The 24,668-nt window shown below is 67.0% G+C and carries 23 protein-coding genes; 14 read left to right on the forward strand and 9 right to left on the reverse strand.

Annotated features, from left to right (window positions below; genetic code table 11):
- Positions 1–3: 3 nt before the first annotated feature.
- The 5 genes from hpaE (at position 4) to hpaI (ending at position 5,127) form a co-directional block, all read left to right on the forward strand.
- Positions 4–1,521 (forward strand): 5-carboxymethyl-2-hydroxymuconate semialdehyde dehydrogenase, encoded by a 1,518-nt coding sequence (hpaE, locus tag shn_RS16290; protein ID WP_064331341.1) that lies wholly within the window; start codon positions 4–6, stop codon positions 1,519–1,521.
- Positions 1,522–1,581: 60 nt separating this feature from the next.
- Positions 1,582–2,562, forward strand: coding sequence for a 3,4-dihydroxyphenylacetate 2,3-dioxygenase (gene hpaD / locus shn_RS16295; RefSeq protein ID WP_064331342.1), 981 nt, complete (start codon positions 1,582–1,584; stop codon positions 2,560–2,562).
- A gap of 73 nt (positions 2,563–2,635) precedes the next feature.
- Complete coding sequence (locus tag shn_RS16300) at positions 2,636–3,505, forward strand: fumarylacetoacetate hydrolase family protein (RefSeq protein ID WP_064331343.1); 870 nt, start codon at positions 2,636–2,638, stop codon at positions 3,503–3,505.
- Positions 3,506–3,507: 2 nt separating this feature from the next.
- Positions 3,508–4,311, forward strand: a complete 804-nt coding sequence (gene hpaH, locus shn_RS16305; protein ID WP_064331344.1) for a 2-oxo-hept-4-ene-1,7-dioate hydratase — start codon at positions 3,508–3,510, stop codon at positions 4,309–4,311.
- Between the two features lie 9 nt (positions 4,312–4,320).
- Positions 4,321–5,127 carry a 4-hydroxy-2-oxoheptanedioate aldolase gene (gene hpaI / locus shn_RS16310; protein WP_064331345.1) on the forward strand — a complete coding sequence of 269 codons (807 nt, stop codon included), beginning with the start codon at positions 4,321–4,323 and terminating at the stop codon, positions 5,125–5,127.
- Between the two features lie 12 nt (positions 5,128–5,139).
- Here the strand turns inward: hpaI and hpaR are convergent, their stop codons facing one another.
- On the reverse strand, positions 5,140–5,643 hold the full coding sequence (gene hpaR / locus shn_RS16315; RefSeq protein ID WP_145925947.1) for a homoprotocatechuate degradation operon regulator HpaR: 504 nt from the start codon (positions 5,641–5,643) through the stop codon (positions 5,140–5,142).
- A 198-nt stretch (positions 5,644–5,841) separates the two neighbouring features.
- Here hpaR and shn_RS16320 point away from each other — a divergent pair, with 198 nt between their 5' ends.
- The 3 genes from shn_RS16320 (at position 5,842) to shn_RS16330 (ending at position 8,069) form a co-directional block, all read left to right on the forward strand.
- Positions 5,842–6,279 (forward strand): pseudoazurin, encoded by a 438-nt coding sequence (locus tag shn_RS16320; RefSeq protein ID WP_206362222.1) that lies wholly within the window; start codon positions 5,842–5,844, stop codon positions 6,277–6,279.
- A 221-nt stretch (positions 6,280–6,500) separates the two neighbouring features.
- Complete coding sequence (locus tag shn_RS16325) at positions 6,501–7,172, forward strand: ankyrin repeat domain-containing protein (RefSeq protein ID WP_064331347.1); 672 nt, start codon at positions 6,501–6,503, stop codon at positions 7,170–7,172.
- Between the two features lie 60 nt (positions 7,173–7,232).
- Positions 7,233–8,069, forward strand: coding sequence for a bifunctional allantoicase/(S)-ureidoglycine aminohydrolase (locus shn_RS16330; protein ID WP_064331348.1), 837 nt, complete (start codon positions 7,233–7,235; stop codon positions 8,067–8,069).
- 54 nt (positions 8,070–8,123) lie between these two features.
- Here shn_RS16330 and shn_RS16335 read toward each other — a convergent pair whose 3' ends face one another.
- Entirely contained in the window at positions 8,124–9,311 is a 1,188-nt protein-coding gene (locus shn_RS16335; protein ID WP_064331349.1) for a cyanate transporter, read from the reverse strand.
- Between the two features lie 135 nt (positions 9,312–9,446).
- On the opposite strand from shn_RS16335, the gene shn_RS16340 reads away from it, so the two are divergent.
- Both shn_RS16340 and treY read left to right on the forward strand, forming a co-directional pair.
- The gene (locus tag shn_RS16340; RefSeq protein ID WP_064331350.1) at positions 9,447–10,310 is read left to right on the forward strand and encodes a LysR family transcriptional regulator; all 864 of its coding nucleotides are present in this window, start codon (positions 9,447–9,449) and stop codon (positions 10,308–10,310) included.
- A gap of 135 nt (positions 10,311–10,445) precedes the next feature.
- Positions 10,446–12,998, forward strand: coding sequence for a malto-oligosyltrehalose synthase (gene treY / locus shn_RS16345; RefSeq protein ID WP_064331351.1), 2,553 nt, complete (start codon positions 10,446–10,448; stop codon positions 12,996–12,998).
- A gap of 43 nt (positions 12,999–13,041) precedes the next feature.
- Here treY and shn_RS16350 read toward each other — a convergent pair whose 3' ends face one another.
- The 5 genes from shn_RS16350 to shn_RS16370 form a co-directional block, all read right to left on the reverse strand.
- The gene (locus tag shn_RS16350) at positions 13,042–14,673 is read right to left on the reverse strand and encodes an FGGY-family carbohydrate kinase (protein ID WP_064331352.1); all 1,632 of its coding nucleotides are present in this window, start codon (positions 14,671–14,673) and stop codon (positions 13,042–13,044) included.
- Positions 14,674–14,738: 65 nt separating this feature from the next.
- Positions 14,739–15,467 carry an SDR family oxidoreductase gene (locus shn_RS16355; RefSeq protein ID WP_064331353.1) on the reverse strand — a complete coding sequence of 243 codons (729 nt, stop codon included), beginning with the start codon at positions 15,465–15,467 and terminating at the stop codon, positions 14,739–14,741.
- Positions 15,468–15,493: 26 nt separating this feature from the next.
- A complete protein-coding gene (locus tag shn_RS16360; protein WP_064331354.1) occupies positions 15,494–16,738 on the reverse strand; it encodes a sugar ABC transporter permease in 1,245 nt (414 codons plus the stop codon).
- Positions 16,735–17,553: an ATP-binding cassette domain-containing protein gene (locus shn_RS16365; RefSeq protein ID WP_064331355.1), complete on the reverse strand. Its 819-nt coding sequence runs from the start codon at positions 17,551–17,553 to the stop codon at positions 16,735–16,737. Before shn_RS16365 ends, shn_RS16360 begins: the two co-directional genes overlap by 4 nt.
- A gap of 74 nt (positions 17,554–17,627) precedes the next feature.
- Positions 17,628–18,674, reverse strand: coding sequence for a sugar ABC transporter substrate-binding protein (locus tag shn_RS16370; RefSeq protein ID WP_064331356.1), 1,047 nt, complete (start codon positions 18,672–18,674; stop codon positions 17,628–17,630).
- 282 nt (positions 18,675–18,956) lie between these two features.
- Between shn_RS16370 and shn_RS16375 the strand changes: the two genes are divergently transcribed.
- From shn_RS16375 to shn_RS16390, 4 genes are all read left to right on the forward strand, one after another.
- On the forward strand, positions 18,957–19,976 hold the full coding sequence (locus tag shn_RS16375) for a LacI family DNA-binding transcriptional regulator (RefSeq protein WP_064331357.1): 1,020 nt from the start codon (positions 18,957–18,959) through the stop codon (positions 19,974–19,976).
- A gap of 146 nt (positions 19,977–20,122) precedes the next feature.
- Positions 20,123–20,497 (forward strand): hypothetical protein, encoded by a 375-nt coding sequence (locus tag shn_RS16380; protein ID WP_064331358.1) that lies wholly within the window; start codon positions 20,123–20,125, stop codon positions 20,495–20,497.
- On the forward strand, positions 20,481–21,047 hold the full coding sequence (locus shn_RS16385; protein ID WP_084438066.1) for an RNA polymerase sigma factor: 567 nt from the start codon (positions 20,481–20,483) through the stop codon (positions 21,045–21,047). The genes shn_RS16380 and shn_RS16385 overlap by 17 nt, the downstream gene beginning before the upstream one ends.
- Positions 21,044–21,823, forward strand: coding sequence for an anti-sigma factor (locus tag shn_RS16390; protein ID WP_064331359.1), 780 nt, complete (start codon positions 21,044–21,046; stop codon positions 21,821–21,823). Before shn_RS16385 ends, shn_RS16390 begins: the two co-directional genes overlap by 4 nt.
- Before the next feature lie 130 nt (positions 21,824–21,953).
- Here shn_RS16390 and shn_RS16395 read toward each other — a convergent pair whose 3' ends face one another.
- Complete coding sequence (locus tag shn_RS16395; protein WP_064331360.1) at positions 21,954–23,654, reverse strand: dihydroxyacetone kinase family protein; 1,701 nt, start codon at positions 23,652–23,654, stop codon at positions 21,954–21,956.
- A 71-nt stretch (positions 23,655–23,725) separates the two neighbouring features.
- Positions 23,726–24,565, reverse strand: coding sequence for a DeoR/GlpR family DNA-binding transcription regulator (locus shn_RS16400; RefSeq protein WP_064331361.1), 840 nt, complete (start codon positions 24,563–24,565; stop codon positions 23,726–23,728).
- Positions 24,566–24,668 lie beyond the last annotated feature (103 nt).

Consider the following 24,668-nt stretch of genomic DNA (forward strand, 5'->3'; position numbering starts at 1 on the left):
CTCATGTCGAAACACCAGGAAAACATGGCGAAGGCGGCGGCCTATCTTGCCCGCTTCAAGGAGAAGGGCATCCTCAACCGCATCGCCGGCGAGGACCTGCCGGCCGAGGGCGGCGTGACCTTCGAGACCATCTCGCCCGTCGACCTAGCGCCGCTCGCCACGGTAGCAAAAGGCACGGCCGCCGACATCGATCGCGCGGCGAAGGCCGCCAGGGCCGCCTTCGCCGACTGGGCCGCCATGCCGGGCGGAACGCGCAAGAAGCTCATGCACAAGATCGCCGATGCCATCGTGGCGCGGGCGGAGGAGATCGCCTTCGTCGAATGCATGGACACCGGGCAGTCGCTGCGCTTCATGGCCAAGGCCGCGCTGCGCGGGGCGGAGAACTTCCGCTTCTTCGCCGACCGCGCGCCGGAGGCCCGCGACGGCAGGACGCTGCGCGCCGAGGGCCAGGTCAACATGACGACCCGCGTGCCGATCGGCCCGGTCGGCATCATCACGCCGTGGAACACGCCCTTCATGCTGTCCACCTGGAAGATCGCCCCGGCACTCGCCGCCGGCTGCACCATCGTGCACAAGCCGGCCGAGTTCTCGCCGCTGACGGCGCGCCTGCTCGTGGAGATCGCCGAGGACGCGGGCCTGCCCAAGGGCGTGTGGAACCTCGTCAACGGCTTTGGCGAGGATGCCGGCAAGGCGCTGACCGAGCATCCCCTGATCAAGGCCATCGGCTTCGTCGGCGAAAGCCGCACCGGATCGATGATCATGAAGCAGGGCGCCGACACGCTGAAGCGCGTGCATTTCGAGCTCGGCGGCAAGAACCCGGTCATCGTCTTCGCCGACGCGGATCTCGAACGTGCGGCGGACGCCGCCGTCTTCATGATCTATTCGCTGAACGGTGAGCGCTGCACTTCCTCCTCCCGCCTGCTGGTGGAAGAGAGCGTCTACGACCGCTTCACCGCCCTCGTCGCCGAGAAGGCGAAACGCATCAAGGTCGGCCATCCGCTCGATCCGGAAACCGTCATCGGCCCGCTGATCCACCCGGTGCATGAGAAGAAGGTTCTCGAATACATCGCCATCGGCCGGTCCGAGGGCGCGACGGTCGCGGCCGGCGGGGAAAAATTCGACGGGCCGGGTGGCGGCTGCTATGTCGCGCCGACGCTGTTCACCGGGGCGAACAACGGCATGCGCATCGCCCAGGAGGAGATTTTCGGGCCGGTGCTGACCGCCATCCCCTTCAAGGACGAGGCCGAGGCGCTCGCGCTCGCCAACGACGTCCAGTACGGCCTCACCGGCTATCTCTGGACATCGGACGTCACCCGCGCCTTCCGCTTCACCGATCGTCTCGACGCCGGCATGATCTGGGTGAATTCGGAGAATGTGCGCCACCTGCCGACGCCCTTCGGCGGCGTGAAGAATTCCGGCATCGGCCGCGATGGCGGCGACTGGTCCTTCGACTTCTACATGGAGACAAAGAACATCGCCTTCGCCACGAGCGCCCATGCCATCCCGAAGCTCGGCGGCTGACCGCCGGAAGACCAGACTGCGCCCGTCCTCGCCTGCCGAGGCGGGCTTGAGGAGGAACCCATGCCCGTACCCCAGCCGAACCTCTACCCGCCCTTCAACATCGTGCGCCTCAGCCATGTCGAGTTCGGCGTCACCGACCTTGCAAAGTCCCGTGCCTTCTATGTCGACACGCTCGGCCTGCAGGTGACGGACGAGACCGCCGACACGATCTATCTGCGGGCCATGGAGGAGCGCGGCCACCATTGCATCGTGCTGAGGAAATCCGACAAGCCGGAAGCCCGCGACCTCGGCTTCAAGGTCTTCGACGAAGAGGACCTCGAAAAGGCCGTGCACTTCTTCAAGGGCAAGGGCCTGCCGGTGGAATGGGTCGAGCGCCCCTACCAGGGCCGCACCTTCCGCACGCGCGATCCGCACGGCATTCCCCTGGAATTCTACACGAAGATGGACCGCCTGCCGCCGATCCACCAGAAATATGCGCTCTATCGCGGCGTCAAGCCGCTGCGCATCGACCACTTCAACTGCTTCTCGCCGGATGTCGACGCCTCCGTCGCCTTCTACAACGAGCTCGGCTTCCGCGTGACGGAATATACCGAGGACGAAGAGACCGGAAAGCTCTGGGCGGCCTGGACCCATCGCAAGGGCGGCGTGCACGACATCGCCTTCACCAATGGCCGTGGACCCCGCCTGCACCACACCGCTTTCTGGGTGCCGACGCCGCTCAACATCATCGACCTGCTCGACCTGATGGCGACGACCGGTTGGGTCGACCATATCGAGCGCGGCCCCGGCCGCCACGGCATTTCCAATGCCTTCTTCCTCTACATCCTCGATCCCGACGGGCACCGCATCGAGATCTACTGCTCGGACTACCAGACGGTCGACCCCGACCTCGAGCCGATCAAGTGGGACCTGAAGGACCCGCAGCGCCAGACGCTCTGGGGGGCTCCGGCGCCAAAATCCTGGTTCGAGCATGGCAGCCTCTTCGCCGGCACCGAGGTCGCGGATCCGCAGCTCAAGGCCCAGCCCATCATCGCGCCCTGAAGGGCGCGCCGACCGCATCGAGGACGCCGCCGGCAGAGGCCTCTGCCCGGTGGCACTGCCAGGGAACACCAGGATGGACCATCCCAGATTTGCCAGCTTCAGCATCGGCCCGCGCAAGGGCTACGGCCTGATCGTCGCGGACGGCGTGATCGACCTTTCCGCCCGCTTTGCCGACCACTTCCCGACGCTGAAGGAGGTCGTGGAAGCCGGCGCCTTCGGCGAACTGCTGGAGGCCGCAGCCGGGCAGAAGCCGGATCATGCGCTGGACGAGATCACCTACGAGATCCCGATCCCCGCGCCGGAGAAGATCATCTGCGTCGGCGTGAACTTTCCTGACCGCAACGCGGAATACAAGGACGGCCAGGCCGCCCCCGCCAATCCCTCGCTGTTCATCCGCTTCCCGCGCTCCTTCACCGGCCACGACCGGCCGCTGATCCGCCCGCCGGAAAGCCCGCAGCTCGACTACGAGGGCGAGATCGTCATCGTCATCGGCAAGGGTGGGCGGCGGATCGCCGAAGCCGACGCGCTGAGCCACATCGCGGCACTCTCGCTCTGCAACGAGGGCACCATCCGCGACTGGGTGCGCCATGCCAAGTTCAACGTCACCCAGGGCAAGAACTTCGACCGGAGCGGCTCGATCGGCCCCTGGCTCGTGCCTTATGCGGACGAAAGCCAGCTTGCGGATATCCGGCTCGAAACCCGCGTCAACGGCGATGTGCGCCAGAGCGACCGCACCAGCCGCATGATCTTCTCCTTCCGCAAGATCATCGCCTATATCTCCACCTTCACGACGCTCGTGCCCGGCGACGTCATCGTGACAGGCACGCCGACCGGCGCCGGCGCGCGCTTCGATCCGCCGATCTGGCTGAAACCGGGCGACGTGGTCGAGGTCGAGGCCGAGGGCATCGGCACGCTCCGCAACACCATCGCCGACGAGGTCTGACCATGATGACGCCAGAGGAGATCCACGCCGCCGCGGCCAGCCTCGACGAGGCCGAGCGCACCCGCATCCAGACCGGCCTTCTCTCGCTGAAGCACCCCGGCATCACCATGGACGACGCCTATGCGATTCAGGGGGCCTGGGTGAAGAAGAAGATCGCCGACGGCCGCCGGGTGATCGGCTGGAAGATCGGCCTCACCTCCAAGGCCATGCAATATGCGCTGAACATCGACATCCCGGATTCCGGCGTGCTCTTCGACGACATGGTCTTCGAGGACGGCGCGACCGTGCCGGCCGGCCGCTTCATCCAGCCGCGCGTCGAGGCGGAGATCGCCTTCGTGATGAAGGCGCCGCTGAAAGGGCCGGGCATCACCGTCTTCGACGTGCTGAACGCCACGGACTACGTCACCCCGGCGCTGGAAATCCTCGACACGCGCATCCTGCGCGTCGACCCCGAAACGAAGACGGCACGCACCATCTTCGACACGATCTCCGACAATGCGGCCAATGCCGGCATCGTCACCGGCGGGCGCGCGGTGCGGCCGGATGCGATCGACATGCGCTGGATGGGCGCCATCGTCAGCCGCAATGCGGAGGTCGAGGAAACCGGCCTCGGCGCCGGCGTGCTCAACCAGCCGGCGCGCGGCGTCGCCTGGCTCGCCAACCGGCTGGCGCAGTATGGCGACGGCATCGAGGCCGGCCAGATCGTGCTCGCCGGTTCGTTCATCCGGCCGGTGGAAGCCCGCCACGGCGATACGATCGTCGGCGATTTCGGCCCCTACGGCACCGTCAGCCTGTTCTTCGCCTGAGGTGGAAAGATGCCCGCTCCGAAAAACCGCTTCAAGCAGGCGCTCCGCGAAGGTCGCGCGCAGATCGGCCTCTGGCAGGCGCTCGCCAATCCCTACACGGTCGAGATCTGCGCCGAGGCCGGCTACGACTGGCTGCTGCTCGATGCCGAGCACGCGCCGAACGACGTGCCGCTGCTCGTCTCGCAGCTCCAGGCGATGAAGGGCACGGCAAGCCACGCCGTCATCCGCCCGCCGGTCGGCGAGACCTGGATCGTCAAGCAATTGCTGGATATCGGCGCGCAGACGCTGCTCATCCCGATGGTCGACAGCAAGGCGATGGCCGAGGCGATGATGAAGGCGGTGCGCTATCCGCCGCATGGCGTGCGCGGCGTCGGCGCGGCGCTCGCCAGAGCCTCCGCGTTCAACCGCACGGCGGACTATCTGCAGACGGCGAACGCGGAAATCTGCCTGCTGCTGCAGGTCGAAAGCCGCGCCGGGCTGGAGGCGCTCGACGACATCGCCGGAACCGAGGGTGTCGACGGCGTCTTCATCGGTCCGGCCGACCTCGCCGCCGACATGGGTTTCCTCGGCAGGCCGGGCGCGCCCGAAGTGCAGGCCGAGGTGGAAAAGGCGCTGAAGAAGATCCAGGGACACGGCAAGGCGGCGGGCATCCTGATCGGCGACCTCGGGCTTGCCAAGCGCTACCTGGAGCTCGGCGCCACCTTCGTCGCCATCGGCAACGACGTGACGCTGCTCGCCAATGCCACGACGAAGCTGCTCGCCGATTTCAAGGCCGCCGAGCCGGCGAAGGCCCCGGCCGGCGCCAGGGTCTACTGATCCGGAATTGCCCTATTCCTCGCCGCCCGCCTTGCCGTCGAGCTTGAGGGCGGCGAGTTCTTCCAGCATGTCGAGCAGTTCCTCGACGCGCTCGGCGCCGAAACGGGCGTCGATATCCGCATAGACGCGGCGGGAATCCGGCATGACCTCGTCGATGACGGCCTGGCCGACCGGCGCGAGCCGCAGCAGCACGCGGCGTCCGTCTTCCTTGTCCTTGTGCCGGGTGATCAGGCCACGCTCCTCCAGCGAACGCAGCATGCGCGTCAGGCTCGGCGCCAGGATGAAGGCCTTCTCCGCCACCTCCGTCGCATCGAGCGTGCCGGCTTCCGAAAGCGCACGGATCACCCGCCATTGCTGTTCGGTCACGTCGTGGTCGGCAAGGATCGGCCGGAAATGGCTCATCACCGCCTCGCGCGCCTTCAGGAGGCCGATCGCCAGCGAGCGGCGGCGCTCGCGCGGCAGCGCATCCTTCGTTTCGTCGGGAGTGTTCATGTCGAGAGGGGCACCGTTCGTCATCCTGCCTCTATCCGCGATTTTTCCGGCCTGTGCAATGCACGGGGCAGTATAGAACAACGATCGACGGACCTGCGACAGGACGCCACGCACCATCGCCGCGTTGTTTGATTAAAGTCAAAGAGCTAGACCGTCGGCGGGTCTACTTCCTTGCTCATGAACGAGAGACGTTCGTCAGCAAGGAGAATTCCAGTGCGTATCATGGCAAAGAGCATCGTCGGCGCGGCAGCAGTCATTCTGGCGCTTGCGCTTCCGGCAGCAGCGGCAGATTTCGAAGTGCATATGCTGAACAAGGGTGCCGAAGGCGCCATGGTGTTCGAGCCGGCCTTCGTGAAGGTCGCCCCCGGCGATACCGTCACCTTCATCCCGACTGACAAGGGGCACAATGTCGAGACCATCAAGGACATGATCCCCGAGGGGGCGGAAGCCTTCAAGAGCAAGATCAACGAGAACTTCAAGGTCACCTTCGACAAGCCCGGCGCCTATGGCGTCAAGTGCACGCCGCATGTCGGCATGGGCATGGTGGGCATCGTGGTCGTCGGCGATGCGCCAGCCAATCTCGATGCGGTCAAGACCGGCAAGCTGCCGAAGAAGGCCCGTGAGCGCATGGACGCCGCCATCGCCGCAGTCGGCCTGTAACGGTCTCCTTTCGGGGCGGGGGCGGAACCCGGGGCGGAGCGATCCGCTCCGGGTTTTCCTTGTCCGCCGATGAGGGTGTGCAGGAGGCCCTGCTTGTCTTCAGGCGCGTAGGGAGCAGCTCCGCACAAATTCCATTTTCTGCATGATATTGATTTACACATTTAATTTTCTAATGGCATCGGCCCCTGCTAGTTTGACGCCACGAACCAACGGGAACGCGCATGCTGAAACTCGCCCTGCTGTCGGCCTGGCTTCTCCTTGCGGCTTTCTGTCCTCCCCTTCTTGCCGGCGAAAATGCCATGGATATGCAACTGCACAAGGCGGCCGCCGCCGATGACGCCGCCGCCATCAAGACGCTGCTCGCCAGGGGCGCCAGCATCAACGCGCGGGACGCCAGCGGCGCGACGGCACTGCTCGTCGCCACGCATGGCAACAGGGTGAACGCCGCCCGCGCGCTGATGGAGGCCGGCGCCGACGTCAACGCCAAGGACGCCATCAGCGACAGCCCCTATCTCTATGCCGGCGCGCGCGGCCATCTCGAGATCCTGAAGCTGACGCTTTCCCACGGCGCCGACCTCAAGAGCACCAACCGCTATGGCGGCACCGCCATCATTCCGGCCGCCGAGCGCGGCCATGTCGAGACCGTCGACACGCTGATCAAGGCCGGCGCCGATGTCGATCATGTCAACCGCCTTGGCTGGACGGCGCTCCTGGAGGCGATCATCCTCGGTGACGGCGGGCCACGCCATGTCGAGATCGTCGCGCTGCTGATCGCCGCCGGCGCCGATGTCGAGCTTGCCGACAATGACGGCGTCAGCCCGCTCCGGCATGCCCGCGGCCGCGGCTATGGCGAGATCGCCGCGCTGCTGGAAAAGGCCGGCGCGAAGAGATGAGCGGGCGACGAACGCCCCGCCGAAGACCACCGGAAACACGCAACCAAAGGGCCTGAGACGATGCAACGAAGCTACTACTCCTCCCTCGGCGGGCATCCTCCGCAGAGCGACCTCCTGACCGGCCGCGCCGTCTTCACCGAGGCCTATGCGGTGATCCCCAAGGGAGTGATGCAGGACATCGTCACCAGCTTCCTGCCCTTCTGGAACGACACGCGCTGCTGGGTCATCGCCCGCCCGCTTTCCGGCTTTGCCGAGACCTTCTCGCAATATGTCATGGAAGTGGCGCCGGGCGGCGGCAGCGACCGGCCGGAGCAGGATCCCGAGGCCGAGGGCGTGCTCTTCGTCGTCGATGGCGAGGTGGAACTGACGCTGCCGACCGGCAAGCACGTGCTGCAGCCGGGCGGCTACGCCTTCCTGCCGCCGGCCCTGAAATGGTCGCTGCATAACCGCTCTGGCGTCCATGCCCGCTTCCACTGGATCCGCAAGGCCTATGAGGCCGTCGATGGCCTTGCCCATCCCGAACCGCTGATCCTCAACGAGAAGGACATCACCCCGGCGGCCATGCCCGGCACGAACGGCGGCTGGGCGACGACGCGTTTCGTCGACCCGAACGACCTGCGCCACGACATGCATGTGACGATCGTCACTCTGATGCCCGGCGCCGTCATTCCCTTCGCAGAAACCCATGTCATGGAGCACGGGCTCTACGTGCTGCAGGGCAAGGCCGTCTATCGCCTGAACCAGGACTGGGTGGAGGTGGAGGCCGGCGACTTCATGTGGCTGCGCGCCTTCTGCCCGCAGGCCTGCTATGCCGGCGGCCCCGGCCCGTTCCGCTACCTGCTCTACAAGGACGTCAACCGCCACATGAACCTGCGCCCCTTCGGCGGCCGTCGTTAGGCCAGACGTCACCCGACCGGAAACCCGCGCCGCACCCGGCGCGGGTTTCTTCGTTCATGGGGTGGAGGGCATCGCCACCGGATAGTGCCGCGGGTCGAAGCGCAGATAGAGCAGCGCCGTTGCCAGCACGCAGCCGAGATGCAGCACCCAGCCCGCCGCAAAGCCGCCCGTCCAGTCGTGCAGCAGCGCCATCGCATAGGGGCCGAGCGCGGCGATGAGGAAGCCGCCGCCCTGCATCAGCGCGGCCAGCGCACCGGCCTGCTCGGGCCGCGGCAGATGGTCGAGCGCGGTGACGATGGCAAGCGCGAAGCTGCCGCCAAGACCCGCGCCGCACAGCCCGGCCCACGCGGCCGGCGCCATACCGGGAAGGACAGCAAGGCCGAAGAAACCGACGGCCTGAAAGAAAATCGTCAGCCAGAGCCAGCGGCGGCGGTCGACATTGCCGCGCGCCAGGATGGGGAGGCCGAGCGCGGCGACGGCCTGACAGATCGCCATGACGGCGACGAGATCGCTGCTGTCGGCGCTCGTCCAGCCCTGTGCCTGGTAATAGGGCGAAAGCCAGGCGATCATCGAGCAATAACCGGCATTGACCAGCCCGAAGGCGCCCATCAACGCCCAGGTCCTCGGCCGGCGCAGGAGCCGCCACGTCAGCGCGCCGTCGGGGCGGCTCGACTTCACGGCCGGCAGGATGCGCCAGGACGCGGCGAGCGCGACGGCAACCGGCAGCGCCAGCCAGGCGAGCGACGCCCGCCAGCCATAGCCGGCATGCACGAGCACCGGCATCAGCCGCGCCCCGAAGGCGCCGCCGGCCATGATCATCGCCGAATAGAGCCCCGTCACGATAGGCACGCTTGCCGGAAAGCGCGCCTTGATGATGCCGGGAAAGGCCGCCTGGATGAAGGCGACGCCGATGCCGCAGAGCGCCGCCGTCACGATCAGCGACAGGCCGTCCCAGGCAACGAGGCGCAACGCCGAGCCGGCGAAGAGCACGGCCAGCGCGATCAGCAGGCCGCGCCGCGCGCCGAGCCGCACCAGAAGACCCGGCGCCACGAAGGCGCCGAGGCCCATCAGGAGCATCGGCAGCAGCGTCAGCATCGCGATGCCGCCATAACCGAGGCCGGTATCCGCGCCGATCTCCGCCAGGATCGGCGCCGGGGCCGCGAGGAAGGGCCGGAGGTTGAGGCCGATCAGCACCACCAGTGCAAGCATTGCCCAATCGCGGCCGGAGCGCGTATCCGTCATGGTTCGACTTTCGTGCTGAAAAGACATGTCGGGCCGAGCGCAGCCGCCGACCTTCGCCTATCGCTACCATCCGCTTGAATCATGCGCAAATTAGATGTTTAGATAGCTGTCATTCCGATTTCCAATGGAGATCCCGTGCTCGATCCGCGCCTGCTCCGGGCCTTCGTGGCGATTGCCGATGCCGGCAGCTTCACCGCCGCGGCCGACCGCCTGCACATGACCCAGTCGACGATGAGCCAGCAGATCGCCCGCCTCGAGGAGGCGATCGGCCGGGAGCTGGTCGACCGCGCCGCGCGGCCCGTGCGCCTGACGGTGACGGGCGAACGCCTGCTTGGCCACGCCCGGCGCATCCTCGCGCTGCAGACCGAGGTGCTGACGCTGGTCGCGGAGACCTCCGGCACCACATCGGTGCGCATCGGCATGCCCGACGATATCGCGACGCCCGAAATGGCCCACGCCTTCGCCGCCTTCGCCAGGTGCCACAAGGAGGCGCGCCTCGACGTCACCACGGGGCTGCGCGCCGACCTGACGCGGCGCTACCGCTCCGGCGAACTCGACATCGTCGTGCTCAAGGAGGACACGCCGAGCGCCGACAGCTGGGCGAGCTTCGAGGAACCGATCGCCTGGTTCATCGCGCTGGACGCGCCGGCGGACCTGCCCGATCCCGTGCCGCTGGTCACCTTTCCGCCCGGCGGGCTCTACCGGGACGCCATGTTCGAACGCCTGGAGCGGGAACGGCGGCGCTGGTATGTCGCCTTCACCTCGGCCAGCCTGCGCAACGTGCTGATGGCCATCGAGGCCGGCCTCGGTCTCTCGCTGCTGCCCGTCGACGCGGCGAAGGAGTGGCGGGTGAAACGCTTTGCCGATTTTCCACCGGAACCGCCGGTCGTCGCCTCGCTCTATTCCTGGGAGCGGAACGGCATCGTGGGCGAGCTTGCAAGCGAGGTGCTTGACATCCTCAAGCGGCATTTCGCGCGCGAAAGACACCCCGTCTCCTAGCCTCGCGCACTCGCCGCACCGCCTGTGTTTCCCCGCATTGAAGGGCAGGACGGGCATAACGCCCTGAAAATGCCTTGGAACAATTCGGGAGGATTTGCGTTTTCTGGTCGAGAAAACGCATATGTCCAGGACCCCATGACCCGCCCTTCCTCCACCTATCGCCTCCAGTTCCGCAACGGCATGGACTTCGGGAAGGCGCGTCAACTGGTGTCCTATCTCCAGCGTCTCGGCATCAGCCATCTCCACGCCTCGCCGGTGATGGCGGCCGTAAAGGGATCGTCCCATGGCCGCGATGTCATCGATCCCAACGCGGTCGATCCCGCCCTCGGCGGTCTCGACGGCTTGCGCCAGCTTGCCGGCGATCTCAAGGCACGGGGTCTCGGGCTCATCCTCGACATCGCACCGAACCATGTGGCCGCGAGCCTTGACAATCCCTGGTGGCACAGCGTCGTCACCTGGGGCAAGGAAAGCCCGTTTTCCGGGCATTTCGATATCGACTGGTCGGACAAGCTGACCTTGCCCGTTCTCGACGGGGATTTCGCAACGGAAGCAGCGGACGGCAAGATCCGCCTCGCACTCGATCCGGAACGGGGCGTCCTAGCGCTGTGCTACCGCGGCGACTTCTATCCCCTGCATCCCGAGACCTGCCGGCAGGCCCTCGCGGCGCATGAGGAACTATTGCTGATCGCCGCCCCGACGGCGGCTTTCGAAGGCACGACCACCCGTGCCGGCCCGCTCGCCTTTGTCGACGAGCAGGAAGTCGTGGCCCGCATCCTTGCCGAAATCTCGCGCGAGCCGAAACGGGTCGCGGCCATCCACGAGGCGCAGCCATGGCGGCTGGTGGAACGAAAGACGGCGCGCCGGCATCCCGGCTACCGGCGCCTGTCCGGGTCCGCCGACCTTGTCGGGCTGCGCCTCGACGACGCCAGGGTCTTCGACGACGCCCACCGGCTGGTCATCGATCTCGTCCGCGAAGGCACGGTGGACGGGCTGGCCATTCTTCACATCGATGGCTTCGCCGATCCGCGCGCCTATCTGGAGCGGCTGCGCGCTGCCGTCGGCCCGGCCTATCTGATCGTCGACAAGCGCCTTGCCGACAGCGAGCGGCTGGCGGCGGAATGGCCGGTCCACGGCACGACGGGCGGGGAAATCATCACCGCCCTCACGGGCATGATGACCGGCCATGCCTGCGGCCCGTCCGATGGCGGCCTGCGGACGGAAACGGCCAGGGAGTCCTGCAAGCGGCAGATCCTCATGACGGATTTCGAAAGCGAGGCCGGGCAGCTGACCCTCCTGGCGAAAACCCTCGCCGACCGCACTCATGCCGACCTTTCCCGCAGCTCCCTTGCCGAGGCGATCCGCGCCTTGATCGTCGCCCTGCCCGTCGCACGAACCTATGCGACCGCCACCCATATCAGCGACCGCGACCGCGAGATCATCGCAACGGCCCGGCAGCACGCGCAGGAGGGCAACCGGCCGGAAGTCCGCGAGGCGATCGATTTCGTCTGGGAACTGCTGGCCGACGACAGGGTCCCGGTCACGCTCGCCGGCTGCGGCGAGTTCCGCGCCCGCTTCCAGCAGTTGAGCGGCTGCGTTGCGGCAAGGGTGCCGGACGACCCTCTTCTCTCCCGGGACATGGCGGCCTGCTTGTCTGACACGCCGGCGAACGGTCCCGCGGCATTTCACGCGTCCATGCGGGCGCGCGCCGAAGCCATGCCACATGGCCTGTCCGCGATCGCGCCGTTCGGCGCGGCCTGTGGCGGAGACACCAGGGCCCGCCTCCACGCCCTCGCCGAGGCGCCGGACATCTGGCACAGCGCAACGGGACGCTGGTCCGCCCTCAGCGCAAGCAGGCTGCACGACCCTGCCGGCCGGATCAACCCGGCGCCCGATACGGAACGGCTGCTCTACAATGCCATCGCCGCCATCTGGCCGATCGCGGGTCTCCAGGATGACACGGCGATCCGCGCCCTTGCCGCCGATCTGAAGGCCTTCATACGACGCCAGGGGCGCATCGACCCGCAAGGTCGCGAACCGGACACCAATCCCGGGCAGGCGCTTGCCGGCGTCGTCGAAGGCCTGTTCGGGAACGACGCGTTCCTCCGCGATCTCGACGCGACCCTGCCGCCCTTCATCGATGCCGGCCTGATGAACGCCCTCGCGCAAACGCTGATCAAGCTGACCATGCCGGGCGTTCCGGATATACGGCAGGGCAGCGAACGCGGCGATTTCTCCCTGCGGCAGGCCGGCCACCGCGTGTTCATGCCGCCCTCCGGCATCCTCTCGGAAAAGCCGCCCGCGACCCGGACCGCTTTCTCCGCCTACAAACAATGGCTGGTCGCGACCGTGCTCGCCGCGCGGATGAAGAATCCGGAAGGTCCGTTCGCCGGGCCTTACCTTCCGCTCGACCTTTCGGATGGCGGCGCACAGGCCCTCGCCTTCCTGCGCGGCGTACCGCAGACCTTCGCCATTACCGTCGCCCCGCGCCGCACCTTCGGCAAGACGCACCCCGGCAACCTGCATCTGACGGAAGATGCCACGCGCGGCATTTCCATCACCATCCCCGATCGCTTCCACGGACGCGCCGTGCGGTCGGTGCTCGATGGCCGTCTATTGCGACTGGACGGCGACATGCCGCTCACCGAAGCTCTTGCGGGCGAGCCTGTCGCCCTCTTCATCAGCGCCTGAAGCCATTCCGGCAAAGCGAAACGCCTTACGGAGAAACAGGCGCCTACCGGATTTCCCGGGCCAATGTCTGCAGCCGCGTGAAGGCATCGTAGCGCTTCGCATGCAGGGCCGCGATATCGCCGCCGGCCGGCTGGTAGGTACGGTCGGTCGCCGAAAGAGCCGCCATCGCCGCGCGCACGTCCGGAAAGGCGCCGGCGGCGACGCTGCCGAGAATGGCGGCGCCGAGCAGCACCGGCTCTTCCGCCCGTGTCGCGAGCAAGGTCTTGCCAGTCGCATCGGACAGGAGCTGGCGGATGAGATCGAGCTGGCCCGCACCGCCGCTGATCACGATCCTGTCGATCGGCGCGCCGGCGGCCGCCTGCGCATCGATGATCTGGCGCAGGCCATAGCCGATGCCGCAGAGACCGGCAACGTAGAGCGAGACGAGATTGGCAAGGTCGCGCTCCATGCCGAGGCCGACGATCGCCGCGCGCGCATGCGGATCGGCGAAGGGAGCGCGGTTGCCGAGGAACTCGGGCACGACATGCAGGCCGTCCGCCAGCCCTGCCACGGCCGAAAGCGTCGGCGCACCTTCCTCGGCGAGCCCCGCCAGGAACACGGGCAGGGAAACACCCCGTGCCTTTGCCAGCGCCGCGGCCTCGCCGGCCGCCGGATGGAAGGAGAGAAGTTGCTCGATGGCCGCGCCGGCCGCCGATTGCCCGCCTTCGTTCAGCCACATGCCCGGCACCATGGCGGAATAATACGGCCCCCAGACGCCCGGCACGAAGACCGGCTCGCGGGTCGAGGTCATGGTGCAGGAAGAGGTGCCGAAGACATAACCAAGATTGTTTTCCGGCGGGCCGTCGACCCCCACCGTGCCGATGCCGCCCGCATGGGCATCGATCATGCCGGCGCCGACCGGGATGCCGGCGACAAGGCCGAGTTCCGCCGCCGCCCGCGCCGTCAGGCCGCTGCCGAGCGGCGTGCCCGGCTCGACGACACGCTGGCCGATGCGGGCGAAATCCTCATCCGCAAGCGCACCGAGGCCGATACCGCGGAAATAGCCGGGATCCCAGCGCTTCTCATGCGCGAGATAGGTCCATTTGCAGGTGACGGTACAGGTGGAGCGTGCAAGATCGTCCGTCGCACGCCAGGTCAGGAAGTCCGCAAGGTCGAAGAACTGCCAGGCGGCATCGAAGACCTGCGGGCGGTTCTCCTTGAGCCAGAGCAGTTTCGGCGTCTCCATCTCCGGCGAGATGATGCCGCCGACATAGCGCAGCACGTCGTGGCCCAGCGCATTGATGCGCTCGACCTGCTCGACTGCCCGGTGATCCATCCAGACGATGATATCGCGTTCCGGATCCTCCGAGGGACCGACGGGAAGCGGCTTGCCCCCGTCCCCGAGCACGACCAGAGAGCAGGTCGCGTCGAAGCCGAGGCTCGCGACCTGCTCGGGCGCAATGCCCGCCTTGGCGACGGCCTCGCGCACCGAAGCGCAGACGGCGGCCCAGATCTCCGTGCTCGACTGCTCGACCATCGCGCCCGGCTCGCGGAACAGCGAAATGTCGCGCTTACCCGAGGCCAGCATGCGGCCGGCCATGTCGAAGAGGCCGGCTCGGGCGCTTCCCGTGCCGACATCGACGCCGACAAGGTAGCGTTCGCCGCCCGCGGGGCGTGCGGAGGAAGAAGTGTTCATGGGTCTACCGCCTGCAATCGGGATTTCTTCGGGCAGGCGGCCTCATGCCGCCCGCGGGCTTTGCTTCAGAGATCGACGCTGTTCGGCAGGATCACCAGGTCGCGGATCGTGACATTGCGCGGCCGGGTCAGCATGAAGAGCACGGCGTCGGCCACCTCCTTCGGCTGCATCAGGCTGCCGTTTGCGAGTGCCTCGTCCATCTTCTCCTTCGGCCAGTCGTCGAGCAGCGCCGTCACGACGGGGCCGGGCAGCACCGCGCCGACACGCACGCCATGCTGCGCCACCTGCCGGCGCGTCGAATGCACGAAGGCCTGCACCGCGAATTTCGAGGCCGTGTAGATCGGCTCCCAGACGACGGGCACGACACCGGCGATCGAGGAGGTGAAGAGGATGTCGCCCGTCTTCTTCCCGATCATGTAGGGCAGCACCGCATGGACCGAGCGGAAGGCCGCGTTGATGTTGAGATTCAGCATGCGGTCCCAGGCATCGGGATCGCCCTCTGCCACCGGGCCGCCGATATAGGCGCCGGCATTGGCATGGAAGACGTCGAGCCCGCCGGCAATGTCGAGGATGCGCGGCAGCATGCCGGAGACGTCCTGCGGGTTCAGGAGATCGACGACGAGCGGCAGGGCATTCGGGCCCAGCTCCCTGCAGAGCTGTTCCAGCTTGTCCTGCGGCCGGTCGACGAGCACCACCTTGGCGCCTTCGGCAAGCAGCGTCCTGGCGCATTCGAGGCCGATGCCGGAAGCGGCACCGGTAATGGCGGCGATCTTGCCCTTCATGAGGTCAGCCATGATCTAAAACTCCATTCCAGTATTCGTTAAGCACGGCCGTGGCTGACGCGCGAGCGTCGGGCGAGCGAGTCGACGATGACGGCGATGGCAAGGACGCCACCGGTGATCATGTAGCGCAGCGACGACGAGAGGTTGAGCAGCGTCAGGCCGTTCGAGATCGCCTGGATGACGATGATGCCGAGGAGAGCCGAATAGGCGCTGCCGCGTCCGCCGAACAGGCTGGTGCCGCCGATGACCGCCGCGGCGATCGCGTTGAGGTTGACGTCGCCCGTGCCGGCCTGCTGGCTCGACGAAGCAAGTCGCGAGGCCGAGAGGATGCCGCCGAGCGCCGCCAGCGTCGAGCAGAGCATGAAGGCGCTCATATAGATACGGCGCACATTGATGCCCGAGCGCCGCGCCGCCTCCTTGTTGCCGCCGACGGCGAACATGGAGCGGCCCCATTTCGTGCGCGTCAGCGCATAGTTGAGGATGACGGCGAGCGCGATGAAGAGCGCGAACATCCACGGAATGCCGCGGCCGAGATTGAGGTAGAAGACGGCGATTTCCAGCGCGGCCGTCAGCACGACGGCCTTCAGGATCAGCGCCCGCATCGGCTGGGCCGAGAGGTTGGCGGCAAGGCGCTGGGTGCGGGTGCGAAGCCCGCGGCCGATCATCACAAGGCCGGGAACCAGCGCCAGCGTATAGGACAGCCAGTCGGGCATGATGAGGATCTGGCCGAAACGCACCAGCGAGGAGGCGTAGGGCAGATTGATCGAGCCGGTCGGGCCGAGAATGTAGAGCTGCATGCCGAGCAGCGCGAGAAGCCCGGCGAGCGTGGCGACGAAGCTCGGCATGCCCAGGCGATTATAAAGCGTCGCATAGAGGAGGCCAACGCCCGCACCGACCACGAGGGCGGCAAGGATGGCCCCGACGATCGGCCAGCCCTGGTTCACCCAGAGCACGCCGACCATGGCGGAGGCGAGGCCGCTCATGGAGCCGACCGAGAGGTCGATCTCGCCGAGCACCAGCACGCAGACGATGCCGAGCGAGATGACGCCGACGGTGGCGCAATCGAACAGGAGGTTCACGAGGTTGTTCGGCGCAAGGAAGATCGGGTTCAGCGCCGAGAAGACGACGGAGATGACGACGAGGCCGACGGCGACCGGCAGCATGCCGAGGTCACCGGAGCGCACGCGATCGATGAAGCCGCGCGCCATGGCGGCAAGGCTGTCGTCGTGGCGCACGCGCTCGTCGCTGCGGTCGAGCATCGGCTGGGAAGAGTTCTGGCTCATACGGTGCCCCCCTGATTTTCCTGGACATGGGACTTGCGTTCGGCGCGGCGCGAGACGGAGTTGTCCGTCGCGCCGGTGATGGCGGATACGAGTTCCTGGTTGGACGAATCCGGCGTGAAGATGCCGTTGTTGCGTCCGAGCCGGAGCACGACGATGCGGTCGGCGACGGCCCGCACGTCCTCCATGTTGTGGCTGATGATGATGACGCCGAGGCCGCGGTCGCGCACGCGTTCGATGAGGTTCAGCACCTCCGCCGTCTGCGCGACACCGAGGGCGGCCGTCGGCTCGTCCAGCATGATGAGCCTCGGATTGAGCAGCAGCGAGCGGGCGATGGCGACCGTCTGCCGCTGGCCGCCGGAGAGCGAGGCGATCGGCTCGCGCACCGAGGGAATGCGCGCGGCAAGCTCGCGCAGCAGCGTCCAGGCCCGCACCTCCATGGCGACTTCGTCCAGCGCCCAGGGCGACATCTCGTGGCCGAGGAAGAGGTTGGCGACGACATCGAGGTTCTCGCAGAGCGCGAGATCCTGGAAAACGGTGGCGATGCCGAGGTCCAGCGCCTTGGCGGGGCTGTCGAGCGTCACCTGCTGGCCGCAGAATTCGATCGTGCCCGAAGAGGGCTGGTGCACGCCGGCGAGCACCTTGACCAGCGTCGACTTGCCGGCCCCGTTGTCGCCGACCAGGGCGACGACCTCGCCGGCCTTCACGTCGAGCTCGATATCCGTCAAGGCGGAGACGGCCCCGAAATTCTTGGATACGCCGCGAAGACGCAGCACCGATTCTCCCTTGGCGGGAGCATTTTGAAGCGTGGCTGTCATGGCCCCAGAACCTTCAGACTTACGACGGATCGGAATGTCCGGCCGCAAAGGCGGCCGGACACGATGGGCGGCTTTTACTGGATGATGCCCAGTTTGCGGCAACCTTCAACATATTCGCCGGTGCAGACTTCTTCCGGCTTGTTGATGCCCTTGTCGAAGATCTCGGCCTTGATGTTCTCCGCCGTCACCACCGCCGGAACGAAGAGCTGCGAGGGCGTTTCGTAGAGCTTGTGGGTGGCTTCCGGCGTTTCGCCCTTCAAGAGCTGGACGGCGACATTCGCTGCCGCGGCAGCCACGATCTCGGACGGCTTGGAGATCGTGTTGTACTGGTCGCCCGAGATGATGAGCTGCAGTGCCGCGATGGTCGCGTCGTTGCCGGTCACCGGCGGCATTTCCTTGACGCCGGCCGCCTTGAGCGCCGCGATCGCGCCGCCGCCCGTGCCGTCGTTCGCCGCGACGATGCCCTTGATCTCGTCGCCGAAGCGGGTGATCTGGCCGGCCGCCCATTCCTGCGCCTTCGGCGGCGCCCAGTCCGGCGTGTCGAACTCGGCGAGCGTCTTGTAGGGCGAGGCGTCGAGCGCGGAATCGATGCCGTCGCGGATCAGGCCTGCGGCCGCGTCGGTCGGCGAGCCGTTGATCTGCAGCACGCCGGCACCGTCCGGAACGCCCTTGGCCTTCAGGTGGTCGACGAGCGACTGCGCGATGGCCTGGCCGATGCCCTGGTTGTCGAAGGAGACGTAGTAGTCGGCCGGCTTGTCCGGGATCGGGCGGTCATACGCGATGACCTTGACGTCCTGCGACTGGGCGATCTCGACGAGCGCCGCAGCGGCCGCGGAATCGACCGGATCGAGCACGACGACCTTGGCGCCCTGGGCGATCACCGAATTGAACTGCTGCTGCTGGAGCGCGACGTCGGCATTGGCGTTCTGGTAGATCACCGTGCAGCTCGGGCACAGTTTCTCCATCTCGGCCTTGAAGCCGGGATAATCATGCTGCTCGTAACGGGTCGAGGCCTGATCGGGCATCAGGAAGGCGACGGTCGCCCCTTCCTGGGCAAAGGCGGCGCTGCCGAGCGACAGGACGAGGCCGGTCGAGGCGAGCAGATGGGTAAGCGTCTTCATTGGGTTCCTCCACGGTTGATTTTCGCCAGTTCCCTCAAGCCTCCCAGGGCGACAGGACCGACGGCCGCCGACAGCCTCCGCGCCTCGAAAGGGCGCAGATCATCGTTCGCCGCGGCTTTGCCGCAACGCCCGGTTTGTCGATGCTCCGTCTGACTCCTCCCTTGGGGTCAGCCTTGCTGTTCAGGCAACTTCATCGATGGAGCATGCTTGCTCAATCGATGAAGCAAGAATTGCCACCAATCGCCATTGGTGTCAAGGTGGCTCGTGAAATGGAGATGACATGTGAACAGGACGACGCAGACGAAAAGGACGACGATCTACGATCTGGCAGAGCTGGCGGGCACCTCGGCCAGCGCCGTCAGCGCCGTTTTGAACGGCAACTGGAAGAAGCGGCGCATCAGCGCGAAGCTCGCCGACAAGATCACCAAGCTCGCCGAGGAGCAGGGCTACGCGCTCAACATGCAGGCGAGCGTCCTGCGCCGCGAGCGCTCCAAGATCATCGGCATGATCGTGCCGAAATACGACAACCGCTATTTCGGCTCGATCGTCGAGCAGTTCGAGACGCTGGCGCGCGAACGCGGCCTCTTCCCGATCATCACCTGCACGCGGCGCGACCCGGCGCTGGAGGTGGAGGCGGCCCGCGCCATGCTCTCCTACCAGGTCGATTGCCTGATCGCGACGGGCGCGACCGACCCGGACCGCATCGTCGATCTTTGCGCCGCCGCCGGCGTGCGCACCATCAATCTTGACCTGCCCGGTGCGCGCGCGCCCTCGGTCATCTCCGACAACTATGGCGGCGCGCTGGAGCTGACGCGCCGCGTGCTCGCCAACTGCGAGAAGGAATATGGCGAGAAGACGCCGCTGCTCTTCGTCGGCGGCCGCGGCACGGACCACAACACGATGGAGCGCGTGCGGGGCTTTCGCGATGCCCATGCCGAGGCCGGCGTCACGGTCGACGAAACGCTGATGCTGACCTGCGGCTATGCGCCCGAAAAGGCGGAGAGCGCCATGCAGCAGCTTGCCGAGCGGCTCAGCCCGCTGCCGCGCGGCATGTTCGTCAACTCCACCATCTCGCTGGAAGGCGTCATGCGCTGGATCCGCCGCTCCGGCCACTATGCCGACCGGGTGCCGCAGCTCGGCTGCTTCGACTGGGACCCCTTCGTCGCCATGCTGGGCGACCATATCGAGATGGTCCGCCAGGACGTGCCGAAAATGCTGGAGGCCGTGTTCGGCATCATCGATTCCGGCGCGACGGACATAACCGTCGTGCAGGTCCCTCCCATCGTCGAGAAGATCGGCTGACGCGCGCGGAAAACCCAATCGGCCTCGACGACGCGCTGGCCCCTCTTCTTCTCAATTCTTTTTCGAACGGGAGGGAATAATCCGGCCGGCACCGGTGTCTTGGCAGGGGCGGCTCGGAAAAGTCGCCGTAACGATGGGAGACGACCATGAAGTTCCTAGTCCTCGTGCCATTCGCCGTCGCGGCCCTTGCCGGTACGGCCTTTGCCGCCGAACCGTTCACGACCGTCACGACCGACAAGGGCGAGGTGCTTGCCGGCGAGAACGGCATGACCCTCTACACCTTCAAGAACGACGAGCCCGGCACCTCCAACTGCTACGACAAATGCGCGACGAACTGGCCGCCGGCCATCGCCGCTTCCGATGCGGCGGCCGAGGGTGCATATTCCCTCGTCACCCGCAAGGACGGGGCCAAACAATGGGCCAAGGACGGCATGCCGCTCTACTACTGGATCAACGACAAGAAGGAAGGCGATACGTCCGGCGACGGCGTGAACGGCGTCTGGGATGTCGCAAAGCCCTGACCCGCACGGCACCGAGGCGGGCAGCGGGCGGGAGGGCACACCCTCCCCGCCCCTTTCCTTCGATGCCGAGATCCTTGCCCTCCTGCCGCAACTCCGGCGCTATTCCCGCAGCCTGACGCGATCGGATGCGGAAAGCGAGGACCTGTTGCAGGATTGCGTCGAAAAGGCCTTGAGCCACCGGAGGCAATGGCGCGGCGCGAACATTCGCGCCTGGGCCTACCGGATCATGACCAACCTGCACCTCAACGCCCGCCGCGCCATTGCCCGCCGCCCGTCCGTCGGCATCGAGGAGGCGGAGAACCTTGTCGAAAGCGCCCCGCCTTCCGACCCGCTGGCGAGGAACCGGCTGGTGCAGGCGCTGAACACCCTGCCGAAGGAGGCACGGGCCGTGCTGATGCTGGTTGCCGTCGAAGGCCACACCTATCAGGAAGTCGCCGAAATCCTGGATGTCCCGATCGGCACCGTCATGTCGCGCCTTTCCCGCGCCCGGCAGTTGCTGCGCGAGAAACTGGCAGCGGAGAACGTCATTCACCTGCGGAGCCCCCGATGAGCGAGAGCCGCCCCGTGACCGAAACGGACCTGCATGCCTATGCCGACGGCTTTCTGGACGCTGCCGGGCGCGAGCGCGTGGAAGCCCATCTTGCCCGCCACCCCGAGGCCGCCCGCCAGGTCGCCGACTGGCAGGCGCAGAACGACGGCCTGAGGGACGCCTTCGCCCCCTATGCCGCCGCCCGCCCCTCCGATCTCCAGCTCGTCGCGGGCCGCCGGGCCAACGGGAAACCCGCAATGCCGCGCTTCGCCGTGGCGGCCGCGGCAGCGCTCGTCTTCCTGCTCGGTGGCCTTGCCGGCCATTTCGGCCCGATGCTCTTCGAAAAGCCGCCGACGGTGACGGCCATGGATGCCCTGCCGCACGAGGCACGCAACGCCTATCTCATCTATGCGAGCGAGGTGCGCCATCCCGTCGAGGTCTTTGCCGACCAGGAAGCGCACCTGGCTCGCTGGCTGGGAAAACGCCTTGCCATCGACGACCTGAAGGTCCCGGACCTCACGACGATCGGCTTCAAGCTGGTGGGCGGGCGCCTCCTGCCCGTCACCGACAGGCCCGGCGCCCTGTTCATGTACGAGGACGAGACCGGCCGGCGCGTCACGGTCCTCGTCGCCCGCAACGAGGAGAACCGCACGACGAGCTTCCGCTTCGCCGCCGCCAACGGCGTGGAGACCTTCTACTGGATCGACGGTGACCTCGGCTATGCGGTGACCGGCGATATTTCCCGCGAACGGCTCCAGCAGATCGCGGAGGAATGTTACCGGCAATTCCCGACGTGAGGTGACCGCAGGCTCTCGTCCGCCGGCCTGCACATGGCAGCGCCGCTCTCCCGGCCGGCGCGGATCATCGAAGACAGTCGTCGCCACCGGCCGTCGGAGCGATCGACGCGCCCCTCCGCGCCGCCTCTCGTTACAGCCGACCCGCGATCGTCCTTGCGATCAGGGCCAGCGAGACGGCGCCAGCGTCGGGGTGGCCGATGCTGCGCTCGGCGAGCGGGCGCGCCCGGCCGAGCCGCGGCGAGAGCGGCGCGGTCGCCGCGGCCGCCGCCTCGCAGGTGACGCTGGCCTTCCGCCAGGCCTCCTTCAGGGAAAGGCCATCGGCGTTTGCCGTCTCGAGCGCCGCGACGAAGGGCACGAAGGCATCGACAAGGGTCTTGTCGCCGGGCTTCGCCCCACCGAGGCGCATCACATCCTCCAGCGCCAGGCGGGCGCCACGCACGATATCGGTATCCTGCAAGGCCGCTTCGTCGGAAAAGGCGGAACTCCACGAGCGCAGCAGCAGGCCCCAGATTGCGCCGGAGGTTCCGCCGGCCCGATCCGCCCAGGCATCACCCGCGGCGGCGAGCGCGCTTTTCGCACCCGCCCCGCCCGCCACGGCCTGATGGATGGCATCGCGGGCGGCTGTCGCGCCGCGACGCATGCCCTGGCCATGGTCGCCATCGCCGGCAAAGGCGTCGATGCGGCCAAGCTCGGCCTCCGCCTCTCCCAAGACCGACACCATGGCGTCGAGAAGACCGGCAAGGCAGCGGGCGCTCTCGCGCGCGGCGCCGGAGGCCGGCCCGAAGGTCGGCGCCGCATCCTCGGCGTTTTCCGCAAGGACGGCCGGCTGCGTCTTAAATCCCGCGCCGCGACGGAAAACCGGCGTATCGCAGGGGGCGAGCCAGAACCGCTCCAGCTCCTCGTCGAGCCACATCACCGTCAGCGAGCATCCCTGCATGTCGAGGCTGGTGACATATTCGCCGACCTCCGGCGCGACGAGGTCGATGCCTTCCGCGCGGAGCTTGCTCTCCACCGCGCCCCAGAGCACGAACAGCTCCTCGTATTTGGTCGCGCCGAGACCGTTGAGCAGAACGGCGGCGCGGTGCGCGCCGGCCGGGCGCTCGGCGAGCACCGTCTCCACCAGCAGCGTTGCCAGATCGCTCGCCGGCACGATTTTCGTATCGCGAATACCGGGCTCGCCATGAATGCCGAGGCCGAGCGCCATCATGCCCCTGGGCACGGTGAAGAGCGGCTCCGTCGCGCCCGGCAGGGTGCAGCCGCCAAAGGCGACGCCGAAGGAGAAGGTGCGGGCGTTGGCGAGCCGCGTCACGCGCTCGACCTCATCGATCGAAAGCCCCGCCTCCGCGGCCGCACCCGCCACCTTGAAGACGACGAAATCGCCGGCGATGCCGCGCCGTTGCAGATGCCGGTCCGCCGGCGCGCTCGCCACATCGTCCGTCACGGTGACGATACGAACATCGATACCTTCCGCCCTCAACCGCTCCGCCGCCACGCCGAAATTCAGGACGTCGCCGGCATAGTTGCCGAAGCCGAGGAGAATGCCGCCGCCATGGTTCGCATTGCGGCAGAGGCGGGCGACAGCCGCCGTCGAGGGCGAGGCGAAGATTTCGCCGGCCACCGCCGCATCCGCCATGCCCGGCCCGACATAACCGGCAAAGGCCGGATAATGCCCGGAGCCGCCGCCGACGATGACGGAAACCTTTCCGCGCGGCACCGCCGTGGAGCGAACCACGCCGCCCTTCACCAGCCGGACATACCGTCCATAGACCCTTGAAAAGCCCGCCAGCGCCGCCGAGGCGAAGGTTTCCGGATCATCGACAATCTTCGTCATGCTGGTCCTCCCCGCAGGCAATCACGCCGCAAAGATGCAACATCGGCCAGGGAGAGAAAAGGGCAAAGGCTTCAGGCGAAGCGCTCGGCATCCGCCACGACGACATTGATGCCCGCCGAGCGCATGCGCGACAGATGCGAGATCGGGATGTCCTCGTCGACAACAACGGCGTCGAACTCCTGGAGCGTCGCGAAATGATGCAGCGCACGCCGCTCGAACTTGGTGTGGTCGGCAAGGAGCACGCGCTTGGCAGAGCTTTCGAACATCGCCCGCTTGGTCTCCACCGTCTCCGGCGACTGGTGATAGACCGCATCGCCGACGATGGCGGAGAGCGACATGAAGACGGTGTCGGCCCGAAGGCGGCGGATCTCGTTGGTGGTGATATGCCCCATGAAGGCGTTGCACCAGTTGTAGAACTGGCCGCCGAGACAGATGAGGTTGACGTCGTTGACGTCCTTCAACTCATTGATCAGCACGAGCGAATTGGTGATGATCGTCAGCGGCACCTTGGCCGGCAGGAAGGCGGTCATTTCGTGCACGGTGGTGGCGTCGTCGAGGAAGATCGCCTGGCCCGGCTCGACGAAGCGCATCGCCGCCTTGGCGATCGCCTTCTTCTCCTTGGCCTGTTTCGTCGCACGGTAGACGTCGGAGGATTCGATGAGGCTGGTGGGCGCGGCGGAGACGATGCCGCGCGTCTTGCGGAAGAGGCCGCGGCTGACGAGTTCGTCGACGTCGCGGTGCGCCGTCATCAGGCTGATGCCAAAACGCTCGGTCAGATCCTCGATGCGGATGGAGCCTTCGGCGATGACCGTCTCGGCGATCATCTGGCGGCGCACGAGCTGGCGCGCATGCCGGCTGTCGCTCGGCAGCTCTTCCGAAAGCAAATCCCTGACGTCGACTTTCTTGTTCACGGGGCGGACCCTGCCATGCTTCGAGGATAGCGTTTGATATCTCGTATCGGGCGGCGAGGGAAATGCCAAGCGGACCCGGGCTTGCCCGGAATGCGAAAGGGAG

It is taken from the genome of Shinella sp. HZN7 (genome assembly GCF_001652565.1).
GTDB classification, from domain to species: Bacteria; Pseudomonadota; Alphaproteobacteria; order Rhizobiales; family Rhizobiaceae; genus Shinella; species Shinella granuli.

Coding starts and splice junctions, on each gene's coding strand:
- treY (WP_064331351.1), top strand. CDS start 10,446: ATGACCCGCCCTTCCTCCACCTATCGCCTCCAGTTCCGCAACGGCATG.
- shn_RS16335 (WP_064331349.1), bottom strand. CDS start 9,311: ATGACGGATACGCGCTCCGGCCGCGATTGGGCAATGCTTGCACTGGTG.
- shn_RS16325 (WP_064331347.1), top strand. CDS start 6,501: ATGCTGAAACTCGCCCTGCTGTCGGCCTGGCTTCTCCTTGCGGCTTTC.
- hpaE (WP_064331341.1), top strand. CDS start 4: ATGTCGAAACACCAGGAAAACATGGCGAAGGCGGCGGCCTATCTTGCC.
- hpaH (WP_064331344.1), top strand. CDS start 3,508: ATGATGACGCCAGAGGAGATCCACGCCGCCGCGGCCAGCCTCGACGAG.
- shn_RS16390 (WP_064331359.1), top strand. CDS start 21,044: ATGAGCGAGAGCCGCCCCGTGACCGAAACGGACCTGCATGCCTATGCC.
- shn_RS16360 (WP_064331354.1), bottom strand. CDS start 16,738: ATGAGCCAGAACTCTTCCCAGCCGATGCTCGACCGCAGCGACGAGCGC.
- shn_RS16330 (WP_064331348.1), top strand. CDS start 7,233: ATGCAACGAAGCTACTACTCCTCCCTCGGCGGGCATCCTCCGCAGAGC.
- hpaR (WP_145925947.1), bottom strand. CDS start 5,643: ATGACGAACGGTGCCCCTCTCGACATGAACACTCCCGACGAAACGAAG.
- shn_RS16380 (WP_064331358.1), top strand. CDS start 20,123: ATGAAGTTCCTAGTCCTCGTGCCATTCGCCGTCGCGGCCCTTGCCGGT.
- hpaD (WP_064331342.1), top strand. CDS start 1,582: ATGCCCGTACCCCAGCCGAACCTCTACCCGCCCTTCAACATCGTGCGC.
- shn_RS16320 (WP_206362222.1), top strand. CDS start 5,842: ATGGCAAAGAGCATCGTCGGCGCGGCAGCAGTCATTCTGGCGCTTGCG.
- shn_RS16385 (WP_084438066.1), top strand. CDS start 20,481: ATGTCGCAAAGCCCTGACCCGCACGGCACCGAGGCGGGCAGCGGGCGG.
- hpaI (WP_064331345.1), top strand. CDS start 4,321: ATGCCCGCTCCGAAAAACCGCTTCAAGCAGGCGCTCCGCGAAGGTCGC.
- shn_RS16300 (WP_064331343.1), top strand. CDS start 2,636: ATGGACCATCCCAGATTTGCCAGCTTCAGCATCGGCCCGCGCAAGGGC.
- shn_RS16350 (WP_064331352.1), bottom strand. CDS start 14,673: ATGAACACTTCTTCCTCCGCACGCCCCGCGGGCGGCGAACGCTACCTT.
- shn_RS16355 (WP_064331353.1), bottom strand. CDS start 15,467: ATGGCTGACCTCATGAAGGGCAAGATCGCCGCCATTACCGGTGCCGCT.
- shn_RS16395 (WP_064331360.1), bottom strand. CDS start 23,654: ATGACGAAGATTGTCGATGATCCGGAAACCTTCGCCTCGGCGGCGCTG.
- shn_RS16370 (WP_064331356.1), bottom strand. CDS start 18,674: ATGAAGACGCTTACCCATCTGCTCGCCTCGACCGGCCTCGTCCTGTCG.
- shn_RS16365 (WP_064331355.1), bottom strand. CDS start 17,553: ATGACAGCCACGCTTCAAAATGCTCCCGCCAAGGGAGAATCGGTGCTG.